The sequence below is a fragment of the Acinetobacter sp. ANC 3903 genome, from assembly GCF_002135315.1.
GTDB lineage: Bacteria > Pseudomonadota > Gammaproteobacteria > Pseudomonadales > Moraxellaceae > Acinetobacter.
The window spans coordinates 1-16,580 of the sequence record NZ_NEGA01000015.1 but is presented as its reverse complement, the minus strand read 5'-3'; the positions used below and the strand labels follow the sequence as shown (position 1 = coordinate 16,580).

General features: G+C 42.2%; 11 protein-coding genes and 1 pseudogene. 5 read left to right on the top strand and 7 right to left on the bottom strand.

What is annotated here, in order from left to right; genetic code table 11:
- Positions 1 to 223: 223 nt before the first annotated feature.
- From B9T29_RS12095 to epmA, 4 genes are all read left to right on the top strand, one after another.
- Positions 224 to 1,546: an MFS transporter gene (locus B9T29_RS12095; protein WP_086176166.1), complete on the top strand. Its 1,323-nt coding sequence runs from the start codon at positions 224 to 226 to the stop codon at positions 1,544 to 1,546.
- 51 nt (positions 1,547 to 1,597) lie between these two features.
- Positions 1,598 to 2,827: a CaiB/BaiF CoA transferase family protein gene (locus tag B9T29_RS12090; protein WP_086176165.1), complete on the top strand. Its 1,230-nt coding sequence runs from the start codon at positions 1,598 to 1,600 to the stop codon at positions 2,825 to 2,827.
- 213 nt (positions 2,828 to 3,040) lie between these two features.
- The gene (locus tag B9T29_RS12080; RefSeq protein WP_086176163.1) at positions 3,041 to 4,108 is read left to right on the top strand and encodes a 4-phosphoerythronate dehydrogenase; all 1,068 of its coding nucleotides are present in this window, start codon (positions 3,041 to 3,043) and stop codon (positions 4,106 to 4,108) included.
- Positions 4,105 to 5,085: an EF-P lysine aminoacylase EpmA gene (gene epmA / locus B9T29_RS12075; RefSeq protein ID WP_086176162.1), complete on the top strand. Its 981-nt coding sequence runs from the start codon at positions 4,105 to 4,107 to the stop codon at positions 5,083 to 5,085. Before B9T29_RS12080 ends, epmA begins: the two co-directional genes overlap by 4 nt.
- Positions 5,086 to 5,213: 128 nt before the next feature.
- Here the strand turns inward: epmA and B9T29_RS12070 are convergent, their stop codons facing one another.
- The 6 genes from B9T29_RS12070 to ahcY form a co-directional block, all read right to left on the bottom strand.
- Positions 5,214 to 6,449, bottom strand: a complete 1,236-nt coding sequence (locus B9T29_RS12070; protein ID WP_086176161.1) for a multifunctional CCA addition/repair protein — start codon at positions 6,447 to 6,449, stop codon at positions 5,214 to 5,216.
- 81 nt (positions 6,450 to 6,530) lie between these two features.
- Entirely contained in the window at positions 6,531 to 8,810 is a 2,280-nt protein-coding gene (locus tag B9T29_RS12065; protein ID WP_086176160.1) for an NADP-dependent malic enzyme, read from the bottom strand.
- Between the two features lie 145 nt (positions 8,811 to 8,955).
- Positions 8,956 to 11,817 carry an EAL domain-containing protein gene (locus tag B9T29_RS12060; RefSeq protein WP_086176159.1) on the bottom strand — a complete coding sequence of 954 codons (2,862 nt, stop codon included), beginning with the start codon at positions 11,815 to 11,817 and terminating at the stop codon, positions 8,956 to 8,958.
- 169 nt (positions 11,818 to 11,986) lie between these two features.
- Positions 11,987 to 12,703 carry a 16S rRNA (uracil(1498)-N(3))-methyltransferase gene (locus B9T29_RS12055; protein WP_086176158.1) on the bottom strand — a complete coding sequence of 239 codons (717 nt, stop codon included), beginning with the start codon at positions 12,701 to 12,703 and terminating at the stop codon, positions 11,987 to 11,989.
- A 30-nt stretch (positions 12,704 to 12,733) separates the two neighbouring features.
- Positions 12,734 to 13,570, bottom strand: coding sequence for a methylenetetrahydrofolate reductase [NAD(P)H] (gene metF / locus B9T29_RS12050; RefSeq protein WP_086176157.1), 837 nt, complete (start codon positions 13,568 to 13,570; stop codon positions 12,734 to 12,736).
- A gap of 153 nt (positions 13,571 to 13,723) precedes the next feature.
- Positions 13,724 to 15,106, bottom strand: a complete 1,383-nt coding sequence (gene ahcY, locus B9T29_RS12045) for an adenosylhomocysteinase (protein ID WP_086176156.1) — start codon at positions 15,104 to 15,106, stop codon at positions 13,724 to 13,726.
- 252 nt (positions 15,107 to 15,358) lie between these two features.
- On the opposite strand from ahcY, the gene B9T29_RS12040 reads away from it, so the two are divergent.
- Positions 15,359 to 16,216: a DUF4917 family protein gene (locus B9T29_RS12040; RefSeq protein ID WP_086176155.1), complete on the top strand. Its 858-nt coding sequence runs from the start codon at positions 15,359 to 15,361 to the stop codon at positions 16,214 to 16,216.
- On the opposite strand, the pseudogene B9T29_RS12035 reads toward B9T29_RS12040, so the two are convergent.
- Positions 16,194 to 16,499: pseudogene (locus B9T29_RS12035) on the bottom strand (transposase); the annotation flags it as partial. The gene B9T29_RS12040 and the pseudogene B9T29_RS12035 overlap by 23 nt on opposite strands.
- Positions 16,500 to 16,580: the final 81 nt, after the last annotated feature.

The following is a 16,580-nucleotide window of genomic DNA, read 5'->3' as shown; positions in this document are numbered from 1 at the left end:
TTTATAAAATTTAGGATGTTCATTCGTGAACATCCCAGAGCCTTTTGTTTCAAAAAATCAATAAACATAGATAAAGGATTCATCGTGAAACATTCTTGTAAAGCTGTGCATTTGCAAGCCTGAGTTCAAAAGATGTCACAAGAAAAACAATAAAGAACAGCTAAGGCAAATGTAGAGACATGGGACTGCCGATGACTCATTTGGGAAAATGAGGTAATAAATCATGAACAATGACGTTCAAACAATTGCAGGAACTCCAGCGAGTTCTTTGCCACGCAATATTGGAACCTATGAAAAAATCGGACCCAACACCTGGAAGTGGGCCTTGCTATTCGCCTATTTTGCCATGGTGGTAGATGGTGTCGATATCATGTTGCTGTCTTATAGTTTAACCAGTTTAAAGACCGAATTTGGATTGTCGACCTTTCAGGCCGGTGCTCTAGGCAGCGCATCGCTCGCCGGGATGGGGATTGGCGGGATCTTGGGCGGCTGGGCATGTGATAAATTTGGCCGAGTTCGTACCATTGCCAACTCAGTGACTTTCTTCTCGATAGCCACCTGTTTGTTAGGTTTTACCCATAGCTTTGAGCATTTTATGGCACTGCGTTTTATTGGTGCTTTAGGTATTGGCGCACTATATATGGCCTGTAATACTTTAATGGCCGAATATGTGCCAACCACTTACCGTACAACAGTGTTGGGTACGCTACAAACCGGTCAAACGGTCGGTTATATTGTTGCAACACTGCTAGCAGGTTCGATTATTCCAGATCATGGCTGGCGTATTCTGTTCTTTATTACTGTGATTCCTGCATTTATCAATATTTTCCTGCAACGCTTTGTGCCAGAACCAAAATCATGGCAGCTGACCAAATTGAATGCCCTACAAGGCAAAACTCAGCCTAAAGCGGTGGTTGCTCAGGAAAAACCGAAAAGTGGCAGTATCTACAAGCAGATTTTCAATAACTTTAAGCATCGCAAAATGTTTTTGCTCTGGATGAGCACAGCTTTCTTCCTGCAATTCGGTTATTACGGCATTAACAACTGGATGCCAAGTTATCTGGAAACCGAAGTTCACATGAACTTTAAGAGCTTGACCAGCTATATGGTGGGTTCATATACCGCCATGATTCTGGGCAAGATTTTAGCAGGCTATCTGGCAGATAAATTTAACCGTCGTGCGGTGTTTGTATTCGGTACTCTTGCCAGCGCCGTGTTCTTGCCAGTGATTATCTTCTGCAATACGCCAGACAACATTCTGTACTTGTTGGTGACTTTTGGCTTCTTGTACGGCATTCCATATGGTGTAAATGCGACCTATATGGCAGAAAGTTTCTCTACAGATGTACGCGGTACAGCGATTGGCGGTGCCTATAACATCGGCCGCGTCGGTGCGGCAATCGCTCCAGCGACGATTGGTTTCCTGGCATCGGGTGGTACATTCACCATGGCCTTTATTGTGATGGGTGCGGCGTACTTTGTCGCAGGTGTATTACCAGGTCTATTTATTAAAGATCGCCAGTACGATCCACAACAACAATCATAATCAATCACAGGAAGATGTCGGTGCGGCATCTTCCTCTATTAAGGAATGACAATGGGTGCATTACAGGGAATTCGGGTGCTGGATTTGAGTCGGGTATTGGCAGGCCCATGGTGTGGACAGATTCTGGCGGATCTGGGTGCTGAAGTGATTAAAATTGAACGTCCAAAAGTGGGGGATGATACCCGTATGTGGGGGCCACCATGGATGCCAGACCAGCAGGGCAATGCCACACGTGAATCTGGCTATTTTCAGTGTGCCAATCGCAATAAATATTCAGTTGCGGTCGATATTGCCTCGGCTCAAGGGCAGGAAATTATACGGGAAATTGCCAAAACTGCCGATGTGGTGATTGAAAATTATAAAGCCGGATCACTGGCAAAATATGGACTGGATTATGCAAGTCTAAGTGCACTGAACCCCAATGTAGTCTATTGCTCGATTACCGGCTTTGGTCAGGATGGACCACGTGCCGAAGAACCGGGTTATGACTTTATCATTCAGGGCATGTCTGGGCTGATGAGTATTACCGGTGAAAAAGACGGTGAACCGGGTGCAGGTGCACAGAAGGTTGGGGTGGCAGTTGTGGACATTCAAACCGGTTTATATTCTACCATCGCCATTCAGGCAGCATTATTGGCCAGACAGCATACTGGACGTGGCCAATATATCGATATGTCCTTACTGGATGTACAGGTTGCGACATTGGCCAATCAGGGTATGAACTATCTCAGTACCGGTATATCTCCGAAACGGATGGGAAATAATCATCCCAATATTGTGCCCTATCAGACTTTTAAGGCCAAGGACAAGGAATTTATTATTGCCTGTGGCAATGACAAGCAGTTTAAAGATTTGTGTATTGCTATTGGCTTGCCTGAACTGCTGGAAGATGCAAAATTCCAGCGCAATCAGGACCGGGTCAAGCATCGTGATGAGTTGATTCCGTTATTGTCAGAATATTTTCTTGGCAAAAATGCCAAAGATTGGGTGGATGCCATTCACGCCATGAAAGTGCCGGTGGGGGTGATCAATTCAGTGGAAGATGCCTTGGCTGAACCGCAAATTCAGCATCGTGAAATGGTGGTAAATATTCCACATGCCTTGAATGAAAATTTTAAAGTGATTGCATCTCCGATCAAGCTTTCAGATACACCGATAGAATATCGTAATGCACCGCCACAATTGGGTGAACATACCCAACAGATTCTGTCACGTTTTAAAACGGCGGATGAGCTGCGTGCCTTAAAACTACAAGGCATTATTGATGGAGATGTGGCTTAAGCAACCTTCTTTTGATCCATATTTATTTTGCCCCTGTTGGATCGGATGGCTAAAGCATACGGTCCTTTTTTTGTGCAAGGAAAGATGACATCCATTTTATGCCTCATAGTGTCTGTGAAATCGCCCAATGCGACAAGGTGATACCTATAAGGTGCATGGTCAGATGCAGTGCTAAGCGTTATCATAATCGGCATAAGATCATTGGATTGCATTATGAAAATCGTTGCAGATGAAAATCTGGCATTTACCGACTATTTCTTTTCCGAATTTGGTGAAATAGAACAAAAAGCAGGGCGTACCCTAAGCCATGCCGATGTTAAAGATGCAGCAGCACTTTTGGTTCGTTCAGTCACCAAAGTCAATCAAGCTTTAATTGCAGATAGTACGATCAAGTTCGTGGGCAGTGCAACCATTGGTACCGATCACCTTGATATTGTAGCATTGGAAAACAACAAGATTGCTTGGTCAAATGCTGCAGGCTGTAATGCGCAAGCAGTCGCTGAATATGTGATTACCGCTTTATTAAAATTAAAACCTGAGCTGATTGATGCCAATGCTACTTTTACATTGGGGATTATCGGGCTGGGCAATGTCGGTTCACGTCTGGCTGTTATGGCCAAACTTCTGGGCTGGAAGGTGATTGGCTTTGACCCATTTGTACAGCGTGAACAGATTGAGCAAGTCGATTTAGATACCCTGCTAAAAACAGCCGATGCCATTTCCATCCATGTGCCTTTAACCAAGACGGGTGAGCATCCTACCTATCATTTGATCAATGCTGCAGCTTTGACAAGCATGAAAGCTGAAGCCATTTTAATTAATTCGGCACGCGGGCCTGTGGTGTCCGAAGCTGCTTTAATAGCCGATATTGAAAAGACCGGCCGTCAGGTGGTGCTGGATGTCTTTGAGCATGAGCCGGAAATTTCAGCTGAATTGCTGGATTTAATCACTTTGGTTACACCACATATTGCAGGCTATAGTCTGGAAGGCAAGGCGCGTGGCACCCAGATGATCTATAACGCTTTTTGCAAAACCTTTGATTATCCAGCCGACAAAAAATTTGAAACCCAGTTGCCGGTTTGTGAACAGTATTTCAAAGACCGCGACCTAAAAGCTGTACTGAAACAATATCTTTCCCAGATTTATGATATTGCCCGGGATGATGCCAACTTACGCGCCTGCCTAAAAGATGGCAAGGTCGATCAAAAAGCCTTTGATTATTTACGTAAAACCTATCCCTTACGCCGTGAGTGGGCTGCACATGGAGGGCCAAAAGCGTGAATCAAACAGTTTCTTATCAGCCAACTTGTGACTTAAAGGCTATGCAGGCGCGTGCCAAAATGTATGCACAAATCCGTCAGTTTTTTGCCGAACGTGATGTACTTGAGGTGGAAACGCCGATCTTGTCGCAAGCCGGGGTGACTGATGTGCATCTGGCATCCATACAGGCGCAGCGACATGTACGAGGCAAACAGCAGACCCACTACCTGCAAACTTCACCTGAATTTGCCATGAAACGGCTGTTGGCCAGTGGCAGTGGGCCTATTTATCAAATTTGCAAAGTCTTCCGTGATGACGAGCATGGCCGTAAACATAATAGCGAATTCACCATGCTGGAATGGTATCGTCCCGGATTAAGTCTGAAAGAGCTGATGTTTGAAGTGACCGATTTGCTCAATGTGACTTTAAAACAGCGTTTTGGTTCGGTACGTCCGACCATCCTCAGCTATAAACATGCTTTTATGGATCGTCTGGATTTAAATCCATTGCAAGCGAGCCTAAAAGAATTAAAAGATTGCTGTAACCGGGTGGGGGTAAATCTGGATCTGGGTGATGATCGTTTGGGTTACATCGACCTGCTGTTCTCGCATTTTGTTGAACCGAGTCTGGGTTTTGATACTCCGGTATTTTTAACTGATTTTCCACCTGAACTGGCATCGCTCGCTAAAACGAAAAGCGATGAAGATGGTGAGCTGGTTGCCGCCCGTTTTGAGCTTTATATTGAAGGTTTAGAGCTTGCTAATGCCTATGATGAACTGATTGATGCAGATATACTGCGTTCCCGTTTCGCCGCAGATAACGCAGAGCGAGAAGCTTTGGGACTGTATGTGATGCCAATCGATGAATATTTGTTGGCAGCTTTACCTCAGATGCCAGAATGTTCAGGTATTGCTTTGGGGATTGACCGTTTATTGATGGTTGCGACTGAACAAATGAAGCTGGAAAAAGTCATTACTTTCCCGGCAGATGTTTCTTGATTTAAATGATTACTAGTAATCCCCTAACCCCCCTTTCATAAAGGGGGAGAAGTCCCTCTTTGGAAAAGAGGGATTTAGGGAGATTGATAGAGATCAAAAAAAGCACCTTCAGGTGCTTTTTTTATGGGCTATACAGCAGCCACCATCTGTTGTGCTTTGAGCTGTTCAATCGCTTTAATGCGGCGCTGAATCAGCATTTCACCAATATCGGGTCCCTGAATATCAGGCGGTAAATCTTGTGCCTTGATATTACGCACCACTTGCATGGCTTCAAGCACATAAGCAGCCTGAGGATATTCACGGTCTTCCAAACCTAAACGACCACGGGAGTCACATTCGCAGGCTTGTACATAAGCTTCCACCCGTTCAGGACGACGCAGTACATCGAGTCGTTGCAATAAACGCCATAAGGTACCCGGTTTCAAGCTTAAAGCCTGATGGCATTTTAAATGTTCTTTACATACCGCAATCGCCAGTTGTTTGGTATTGGTCGGCACTTTAAGGCGATCACAGATTTCAGTGACCGGTTTTACTCCACGTTCTTCATGCATGATATGACGCGGTAATTCGTCTGCAGGAGTCAATGCTTTACCTAAGTCATGAACCAGAACGGCAAATCGTACATCTAAAGAATAGTTGGCTTTACAGGCTTGTTGTAATGACATCATGGTATGAATACCACTATCAATTTCCGGATGATATTCAGGACGCTGTGGAATACCGTATAAGGCATCCAGTTCCGGGAACAAGACTTTTAAGGCACCACAGGCACGCAAGACTGCAAAGTATTCATCGGCATGAACTTCCATCAGTGCACGGGAAGTTTCTTTCCAGACACGTTCCGAGATCAGTGCATTGAGCTCGCCTGATTCCACCAATTGTTTCATTAAAGCGAGGGTTTCTTCCGCCACACTAAAGCCTAAACTTTTATAACGTGCAGCAAAGCGGGCAATGCGCAGAACACGTAGCGGATCTTCGACAAAGGCATCGGAGACATGACGTAAAATTCGCTGTTCTAAATCTTGCTGACCATGATAGGGGTCATAGATATTGCCTTCACTGTCCATCGCCATGGCATTGATGGTTAGGTCGCGACGGATTAAGTCTTCTTCAAGAGTAACACTAGGATCGGTATGAAATTCAAAACCATGATAGCCACGACCTGACTTACGTTCAGTACGTGCCAGTGCATATTCTTCTTTTGTTTCGGGATGCAAAAAAACAGGAAAATCCTTACCCACCGGCTGATAGCCTTGAGCAAGAAGCTGGTCGGGCATTGCGCCAACCACAACATAATCTTTTTCGTGATAGGGGTGTCCGAGCAAGTGATCTCGAACCGCACCGCCTACTAAATAAACTTGCATGAAAAAACCTCTATTCTTCAAGCAATCATGCTACAGAATAGAGGTTTTCTCAAGTCACAAAATGTGATCTAGCTGACTAAATCAAAGTGCTAATTTTTCGTTTTCCTGAATTTCAGCAACAGTTAATGCAGTCATGTTCACCAAACGACGTGTAGTCGTAGTTGGTGTCAGGATATGGACAGGTTTAGATGCACCTAACAGGATAGGACCAATGGTGACGTTATTCCCTGAAGTCGATTTCAACAGGTTAAACGAAATGTTGGCTGCATCTAGATTTGGCATAATCAGCAAGTTTGCAGAACCTTTGAAGCGCGAATTCGGGAAAGCAAAGTGACGGATGTTTTCGTCAAGTGCCGCATCACCGTGCATTTCACCTTCAACTTCCAGTTCAGGCGCAGTTTCAGACAAGATGTCATACACTTTACGCATTTTTTGCGCGCTTAAGTCATCTTGGTCGCTACCGAAACTTGAGTGAGAAAGAAGTGCGATGCGTGGTGTTACACCAAAACGACGTACTTCTTCAGCAGCCAAAATGGTCATTTCAGCAAGCTGTTCAGCTGTCGGGTTACGGTTGATGTATGTATCCGCAATGAACAGGTTACGGTCTTCAAGCATTAATGCATTTAGCGTAAAGAATGTGTTATGACCTTCTTTCTTACCAATGATGTTGCTTACGAAGTCCAAGTGGATGTCGTAACTTGAGTAGGTACCACACAGCATACCGTCTGCAAGACCGTGTTTTACCAGCATAGATGCAATTAAGGTAGAGCGGCGACGTGCTTCACGTTGAGCATACTCAGGTGTTACACCTTTACGTTGCATGATGCTGTAGTAGTCATCAGCAAACATTTCGTAATGTGGGTTCTTTTCTTGATCGATGATGGTGATGTTCACACCATCTTCAAGACGTAGACCTAATTTCTTGATATTTGCTTCAATCACTGCAGGGCGACCGACAAGGATTGGTTTAGCCAGACCTTCATCGACTGCAATTTGTACTGCACGAAGTACACGCAGGTCTTCACCTTCAGCATAGGCAATACGCTTAGGATCAGTTTTAGCTTGGGCAAAAATCGGTTTCATCATGAATGCCGAGTTATAAACAAACTCAGACAAACGTTGACGATATGCAGAGAAATCTTTGATTGGACGAGTCGCTACACCTGAATCCATAGCTGCTTGTGCAATTGCAGGAGCAATTTCAAGAATCAAGCGTTGATCAAGCGGACGCGGAATTAAATATTCACGGCCAAATGATGCCGATTTTTCGCCATAAGATGCCGCATCTGCTTCAACATGTGCCATGCGAGCAATTGCGTGTACACAAGCGATCTTCATTTCTTCGTTGATGGTGGTTGCGCCAACGTCTAATGCACCACGGAAAATATACGGGAAGCAAAGTGCGTTGTTCACCTGGTTTGGATAGTCTGAACGACCGGTCGCCATGATGACATCATCACGAACTTCGTGCGCGTGTTCAGGCAGAATTTCTGGATCTGGGTTAGCCAATGCAAAGATGATTGGATCTTTGGCCATCAGTTTCACCATCTCTTTGGTGAGAATACCGGCTGCAGAAAGACCAAGGAACATGTCAGCACCGCCGATGACATCAGCAAGTTGAGAGCCTTCTATGTCTTGTACGTATGCTTTTTTAGATTCATCCAGACCTTCACGCTGAGTGGTTAATAGGCCACGTGAATCGGCAACGATGATATTCTCTTTTTTAGCACCCAAGGCACAAAGAAGATTTAAACAAGACAGAGCTGCAGCACCGGCACCAGAAGCGACAATTTTAATCTCTTCAATTTTTTTGCCGTTGAATTGCAATGCATTAAGAAGAGCTGCACCCACGATAATAGAGGTACCGTGTTGATCGTCATGGAACACAGGAATGTTCATGCGTTCACGAAGTTTTTGCTCGATGTAAAAACACTCTGGAGCCTTAATATCTTCGAGGTTAATACCACCAAAGGTTGGCTCTAAGGCTGCAACGATGTCGACAATTTTGTCAGGATCGTTTTCTGCAATTTCGATATCGAAAACATCCACACCTGCAAATTTTTTGAACAGTACGCCTTTACCTTCCATAACCGGTTTAGAAGCCAAAGGACCGATATTCCCTAAGCCCAGTACTGCAGTACCATTAGTCACGACCGCTACAAGGTTACCGCGTGCAGTATAAAGGGCAGCAGTTGAAGGATCGCGTTCAATCTCAAGACATGGTGCAGCAACACCAGGTGAATAGGCAAGCGCTAAGTCACGTTGATTGACCAGTTGCTTGCTAGGCGTGACGCTAATTTTTCCTGGTGTTGGGAATTCGTGATAATACAATGCCTGTTGTTTTAAAGATTGATCGTCCATCTGTATCTCGTTTGTTACTGGGGGGATTCAGCAAAGCTGCTGGTTTTTTGCTTGGTTGAATCGAATATAACATTTGTTGCGACCTTAGCACAGTCGCGTATGTGTCTTTTTCAAGCAAACTTGAGATTAGAAAGATTGACTTATATCAAGAAGGTATAAGTCGATGTTGTTCTAGGTATGTAGTTGCTTCTTTTTCAGGTAGCGGTCTGGAAAATAAGTAGCCCTGTGCGATATCGCATTCAAGATCTTGCAGGTACTGCAGTTGCTCTTCGGTTTCAATCCCCTCTGCAACCACCATCATGCCCATGGCCTTGCCCATGGCAATCATGGCACTCACAATGGCTTCCTGCTTGTCTTGTCCAATCTTGGATACAAAACTGCGGTCAATTTTTAAAATATCAATTGGAAAATCAGCAAGATAAGATAGAGAAGAATAACCCGTTCCAAAGTCATCCAAGGAAATATGAATGTTACGGTCTTTAATTTCATTCAACAGGTTTTTCACCTTGACTGAATTTTCCAGTAATGATGATTCGGTAATTTCAAGTTCCAGACTAGAACCGGAAATTTTGTAGGTTTGAATGGCGTGATCAAGGTCTTGCAGTAAGTGACCACGTTGCAATTGCTGGGCAACCACATTGACCGATACACATATATTATTAAAGCCTAAGTCATTCCATCGGCGGATTTGTTTGGCAGTTTGTTGAATTACAATTCTGCCTATATCCGAGATCAGGCTGGTTTGTTCAGCTAAAGGAATGAACATGTTGGGTGGAATAATCCCTTTGCTTGGATGATTCCAACGCACCAGCGCTTCAAAACCATAAATATTTTGATCACTGAAATTTATTTTTGGCTGATAGTAAACGATCAGCTCATTATTATTGATGGCATGGCGCAAATCACGTTCCAGATAAATGCCTTGCTCAAGTAAAGCGGTATTTTTATTTGAATAGAAACTACAGGTATTGCCGCCCAGGTTTTTGGCTTCGATTAAAGCCTGTTCGGCACAATTGTTCAGATAGTCTAGCTGGCGTCCATTTTCCGGATAGAACGAAATCCCCATAGACAGGGTGATAATATGGTCCTGACCGAAAATGTTAAAAGGTAAGGAAAAAGCTTTGGTAATGCGTTCACAGTGTTGCTGAATTGATGGACGAATATGTGAAAGTTCATACACAATTGCAAAATCATCACCATTCAGATGCGCTACAAATAAAGCTTCGGCATTGGTCAGGCGCAGTCGTTGTGCAACTTGGCGTAACAGCTCGTCACCACCGCTATTGGTTAAAAACTCATTTAATGGTCTGAAACGGTCGATATTCAAACGAATCACGGCCAGTTGTTTAATTGAATCTTTTTGGCTGACTAAGTATTGGTGTAATTGATAGTTGTAATAAAAACGGTTAGGCAAGTCTGTTAGAGGATCATAATTTTCTAAATAAGACAAACGTTGTTCTTGCAGTTTGCGCTCAGTTAGATCGGAAACAATACCAATATAGTGGGTGACATGATTCTGCTCATCGGTAATGGCATTAATGTGCATCCAGAGGGTGAGTTCTTTACCGGAAAGGAATTTTTCGTGCAGTTCACCATCAAACTCGCCAATTTTTTCCAGCTGCTGAATAATCGAGTTGTGGCTGCTTCTTTGTTGCGACTTATAGTTTGCCGTAATATCAAATAAATTTTTGCCAATAATATGCTGGTGTGTAAAGCCGGTGAGCTGTTCATAAAATGGATTGACATCGATATAACAAAGTTGCTCATCAAGAATGAAAATACCTTCGGCAGCTTGCTGAAGTACGCTCGCTGCGAGTTTTAAGCGTTCCTGATCGCTACGTTCCTGATGAATATCACGGCGGATACCCACCATACGTAGGGGCTTTTTATTGTTAGGATCACGAACAATGACTCGACCAATATCATGCACCCATTTCCACTTGCCGCTGCTATTTTGAATTCGATAGCTTGCTTCATAAAGTGGTGACTGACCACGTAAATGCTTTTTCATTGCTCGCTTGAACTGGTCAAGATCAGACGAATGAATAATATTTTCTAGCTGATGATGATGCAATTTGGATGGTTTAAGGGTCTTTTGCTGTTTTGAGTCCGTCACCAGAATTTCACGATCTTTAATATTCCAGTCCCATGGACGCAGTCCGGCAATTTCATGTGCCAAGACCAGATTTTGCTGCTGATTTTCTAGATCAGCATTCATTTTGGCAATATCAAAAGTCCGTTCTTTAACTTTCTGTTCAAGCAGCTGATTATTTAATTGTAATTGCAGTTCAATATCTTTCGATTTATTAATTTCAGTTTGTAATTGCTTGCATAATTGATCCGTCCATAAAACCTGTTGTTTGGCATTTTCAACCAAACGATTGTTTTTTGAATAAAGAGCAGAAATGCGCTGATGAATACGCGATGTGGTATTGGCACATAACAACATGACAATCAGGGCAAAATTTATGGTCAGATGGAATAAGTGATTTGTTGTTTCTGTGCTGATAAATTGTGAGGCCAGATAAGGAAAAATAGCCGGTATAAACGTCAGGCAGAAATAGGTTAAGCGCTGGGTTAAAAAGGTCAGTGCAAATGCCTGACTGACGATGAGCAATAACGCTGACAAAATTAATGCATTTACATAATTAAATGCAGGATTGTATTGCGGCAGATAGTAGTAAATCAGACTAATGCCGATGCCAATAGCACTTCCAGTCAATAAACTCTGAAATTGCAGCCAACGGTGTGCATGGTTCAAACAGAACTGATCGGGCTTAAAATAGATGCTGGTCAGCAGGATATTTAGGCCACAGAACAGTTCAATGCCAATAAACCAGAGATTGAAATAAAAAGATGGCTTGCTGTAATAAAATTGATAAATGCCATATACATATAATGAAACGAGAACAATACTTATGAGAAAGAAGCGACTGAGCCGAATTGTATTGATAATTTGAGCAGCACTCACATGCTGCTTAATGTACTCGTCTTGAATATCTGACATATAAGCAAAAACCTTATTTTTGTTTTGCAATAAATTACTTATTAAATTTTAACGCTATTCAAAAACTAAACTATATTCTAAATATATATTTGTCTCTTTAAGTCAAGAGTAATAACGTTATTTGAAAAAATCAATCTAATCATACCCCATTTATCTAAATTCTGATGAACTATACAGTTAAGTTATAATTCAAAATGGATAAGGCTACAATAGGGGCAGTTTCTGTACGTAACACACGATTGCCGATACACCAATTTATAAATCCTGCATTGTTAGATAATTGTATCTCTGCTTCGCTTAAGCCGCCTTCAGGACCAATCAATAATGCAATATCTGGGGTAGCATTGGTCAATACATTGACCTGGTCTTTATTGGGTGCGAGTACCAGTTTTGTTGCCGGTAATTCACTGGCCAGCCAATCCTGTAACGATACAGGTGCTAACACTTCAGGAACCTTGTTCATCCCGCATTGTTCGCAAGCCGCAATGGCAATTCCTTGCCAATGGTCGATTTTCTTTTGGTCACGATCATACTTAAGCCGCATTTCACAACGTTCGGAAGTCAGCAGCTGAATTTGTGATACACCCAGTTCGGTTGCTTTTTGAATGGCATAGTCCATCCGGTCACCTTTGCTCATCACTTGTCCAAGCAAGGTGCTAAACGCAGGGGTGCGATCATCAGGATTAAATGAGTCGACAGAAACGGTCGCTGACTTTTTTGTTACTTCAATAAGCGTAACTTCATATTCACCACCTTGTCCATTGAACAAGGTGGCTTTTTCACCTGTTTGTGCACGTAATACTTTGACCCAGTGATGAAAAACCGTTTCGGTTAATTCAACATTCATATCAACAGCTAAATCAGCTTCAATATAAAAACGCGGCATTTAAGTATTACTCACAAATAAGATAAAAAATTAGGCTAGGCCAAGATCGAGCACAAGCTGACGGGTTGGATCAGTGGTGTTCATGGTATAGAAGTGCAAACTTGGTGCACCGCCTGCAAGCAGACGTTCACACAAGTTCACTACAACTTCATGACCAAAGGCTTTGATACTTGCTGTGTCATCGCCATAGGTGGCCAATTGCTTACGAATCCAGCGTGGAATTTCGGCACCGGTACCATCAGCGAAGCGAATCAGGTTGCTTGCATTGGTAATGGGCATAATGCCTGGAGCAACCGGAATATTCACACCTTCTTTTTGAATGCGGTCTACAAAATAGAAATACGCATCTGGATTAAAGAAGAACTGGGTTAATGCTGCATTGGCACCGGCATTGGCTTTTTCTACAAAGTGTTGAATGTCTTTATCAAAACTCTCTGCTTGTGGGTGCATTTCAGGATAAGCAGCCACTTCAATTTGGAAGTGCTCACCTGAATGTTCACGGATGAAACGAACCAGATCTTGTGCATAAGGCAATTCGCCTAAACCTACCTGACCTGAAGGCAAGTCACCACGCAGTGCCACAATACGATTGATGCCTTGTGATTTGTACAAATCAAGCAACTCGGCAATACGGGCTTTGTCATCGCCAATACAAGAAAGGTGCGGGGCAACAGGGGTGCCTTTACCATTAAAGTCGTTGATTGCAGCAAGTGTACGTTCGCGAGTAGAACCGCCAGCACCATAAGTCACTGAAAAGAATTCAGGATTTAACAGTTGTAATTCTTTATGAACAACACGAAGTTTTTCCGCACCGACATCAGTTTTGGTTGGAAAAAATTCAAACGAAATAGGAACACGTTTAGACATTTTCAAATCCTTTTTATAAATACTGTTTTAATTTATTTAGACCTCTCCCTAGCCCTCCTAAAAGGAGAGGGAACTTCTCACTTTACTGTTAAAGTTAATGGTCAGTTCCTTCTCCCTCTGGGAGAAGGCTAGGATGAGGGTAAAACTAAAAACTTAGTATTTATAAGACTCAGATTTGAATGGACCTTCAACTTGTACGCCAAGGTAATCCGCTTGTTCTTGAGTCAATGTAGTCAATACACCACCGAAACCGGCAACCATTGCGGCAGCAACTTCTTCGTCCAGTTTCTTAGGAAGTAGTTCTACGCGAATTGCAGCTTGTTTTTGGTCTTCAGGAAGATCAGCAAATTTTTCAGCGAACAAGTGCATTTGAGCCAATACCTGGTTAGCAAATGAACCGTCCATCACGCGTGAAGGGTGACCCGTTGCATTACCTAGGTTCACCAAACGACCTTCAGAAAGAAGGATCAGGTAATCGTTTTCATTTTCTGTACGATACACTTGGTGTACTTGAGGTTTAACTTCAACCCATTTGTAACCACGTAGGTAGTTAGTATCGATTTCAGTATCAAAGTGACCGATGTTACAAACTACTGCACCAGCTTTTAATGTATCAAGCATTGCAGAGTCACATACGTGGTAGTTACCCGTCGTAGTTACGATCAAGTCAGTGTTTTGAAGAAGATCAACATTTACATCTTCTTTTTTACCTGTTTGTACGCCATTTTTGTATGGAGATACAACTTCGTAACCATCCATGCAGGCTTGCATTGCACAGATTGGGTCGATTTCAGATACACGTACAATCATGCCTTCTTGACGAAGTGATTGTGCAGAACCTTTACCTACGTCACCGTAACCAATCACCAGTGCGCGACGGCCAGATAAAAGCATATCTGTACCACGTTTGATGGCATCGTTGAGTGAGTGACGGCAACCGTATTTGTTGTCGTTTTTAGATTTAGTAACTGAATCGTTTACGTTGATTGCAGGCACTTTAAGTGAACCGTCTTTCCACATTTCTAGAAGACGAGCTACACCTGTAGTCGTTTCTTCAGTAATACCGTGAATTTTAGCAATCAGTTCTGGATATTTTTCGTGAACAACAGCAGTCAAGTCGCCGCCATCATCCAGAATCATGTTGGCATCCCAAGGTTTGCCGTTTACATTGATTTGCTGTTCAAGACACCACATGTATTCTTCTTCAGTTTCGCCTTTCCAAGCAAATACTGGAACACCAGATGCAGCAATTGCAGCAGCAGCGTGGTCTTGAGTAGAGAAGATGTTGCATGAAGTCCAACGCACTTCCGCGCCTAATTCAACCAGAGTTTCAATAAGAACCGCAGTTTGAATGGTCATGTGGATACAGCCGAGAATTTTCGCGCCTGCAAGTGGTTTTGCTGCCGAGTAGCGTTTACGCAGACCCATAAGGGCTGGCATTTCAGCTTCAGCGAGTTTGATTTCTTTACGGCCGTAATCAGCAAGTGAAATATCGGCAACTTTATAATCTGTAAATGAAGCAGTAACCGCGTTCATCAGGATCTCCTAGAGAAAAAATAGATTGGATCGTTATGTTCGCGGATGCCGTTTTTGATCAAAACCAGTTTTTACCGATGTTTTGACCGAATCGTCGAGCCTAGCGATTTCACATTACTATTTTTAAAATAAGCCTGTGAAAAAGTCGCAGCATCCCTCGACTAGCCGGCTATTGTACTTGGAAATTGATTTTGTTCCAATCTGAAATTGATTAATATCTGGCTAATAAGAATATTTTAGGCATAGCTAAGAATGAGTCACGATTTTTATTATGAAATCAAACAATGGAATGACATTAAGGAGGAGTACAAGGATGGGAGTTTATTGATAGGTAATGGGGCGAGTATCGCACTACATTCTAAGTTTCATTTTAGCTCATTAAAAGATGAGGCCGAGAAGCAGAATCTTTTTAGTGAAGATGTAATTAATTTATTTGAAGAGTTCAAAACTACAGATTTTGAGTTGGTTCTTCGATTGGTTTGGTATGCAAAGTTAGTAAATAGCCATTTAGTAGTAACAGATACTAAAACTGATGAAGCTTATGAAAATTTAAAAGATGCTTTAATTAAAATTGTGAATGAAGTTCATTGTTCTTATGCTGATATAGAAACTCACTTGCCTTACCTTTATAAATTTACTAAATCATTTCGGACCATTGTTTCATTAAATTATGACTTAATTATGTATTGGGTGCGGATGTATGGAAATGCACAGCATGCTGATGATGGGCATACTAATAAGGACTGTTTTAAAGGTGGAGAATTTTGTGAAGATTGGACGGATTGGAGGAATGCCAATCCTAAGCGAAAGATTTATGAAAAAGAAATTACATTAACATTTTATCAGCATGGAAATTTATCAATTTTCCGTTATCCAACAAATGTAGTAAGAAAAATAAAGAGAGGAGATGACGCGAATCTCTTAGATAATATTAATTATTATTGGAATGATCAGAATATTCCTTTATTTATTGCTGAAGGTACAGGTAAAAAGAAAGAAGAATCAATAAGAAGTAATGAATATTTAAGTACTATTTATTATGAGGTTTTACCTAAACTAATAACTGAAGACTCTAATTTAACCCCAGTTACGGATAAGCCAAATTTCTAACGACATGAATTTTCGGCTTATTCTTCTGACAGAGTTGATAAGCACATAAAGATGAGAATATGCCTGCCAGAAAACCAGAAATAGTTCGATGCTTACTGCTCACTAAATGGTATTTTTCTTTCAACAAACCAATTAAAGTTTCAATTCTTTTCCGCTGTCTCAAGTGGTACTCATCAGAAAAAGGCAATCGACTTACTTGCATATTCTTTCTTGGATAAGTAATTAAATCAATACCTTGTTCTAATAATTTGGCTTTTATCGATTTCCCTATATAACCTCTATCTCATGTTTGCTAAAGGTTTGAGTTGCATGCAGATCCATCCTTAATTTTTTATCATGAGGTTTTAAAATAGCTCATAAGGCT

What these genes read in the sequence shown, in the direction of transcription:
- ahcY (WP_086176156.1), bottom strand. Translation starts at nt 15,106, where the DNA reads ATGAACGCGGTTACTGCTTCATTTACAGATTATAAAGTTGCCGATATT.
- B9T29_RS12095 (WP_086176166.1), top strand. Translation starts at nt 224, where the DNA reads ATGAACAATGACGTTCAAACAATTGCAGGAACTCCAGCGAGTTCTTTG.
- B9T29_RS12070 (WP_086176161.1), bottom strand. Translation starts at nt 6,449, where the DNA reads ATGCAAGTTTATTTAGTAGGCGGTGCGGTTCGAGATCACTTGCTCGGA.
- B9T29_RS12080 (WP_086176163.1), top strand. Translation starts at nt 3,041, where the DNA reads ATGAAAATCGTTGCAGATGAAAATCTGGCATTTACCGACTATTTCTTT.
- B9T29_RS12055 (WP_086176158.1), bottom strand. Translation starts at nt 12,703, where the DNA reads ATGCCGCGTTTTTATATTGAAGCTGATTTAGCTGTTGATATGAATGTT.
- B9T29_RS12040 (WP_086176155.1), top strand. Translation starts at nt 15,359, where the DNA reads ATGAGTCACGATTTTTATTATGAAATCAAACAATGGAATGACATTAAG.
- metF (WP_086176157.1), bottom strand. Translation starts at nt 13,570, where the DNA reads ATGTCTAAACGTGTTCCTATTTCGTTTGAATTTTTTCCAACCAAAACT.
- B9T29_RS12065 (WP_086176160.1), bottom strand. Translation starts at nt 8,810, where the DNA reads ATGGACGATCAATCTTTAAAACAACAGGCATTGTATTATCACGAATTC.
- B9T29_RS12060 (WP_086176159.1), bottom strand. Translation starts at nt 11,817, where the DNA reads ATGTCAGATATTCAAGACGAGTACATTAAGCAGCATGTGAGTGCTGCT.
- B9T29_RS12090 (WP_086176165.1), top strand. Translation starts at nt 1,598, where the DNA reads ATGGGTGCATTACAGGGAATTCGGGTGCTGGATTTGAGTCGGGTATTG.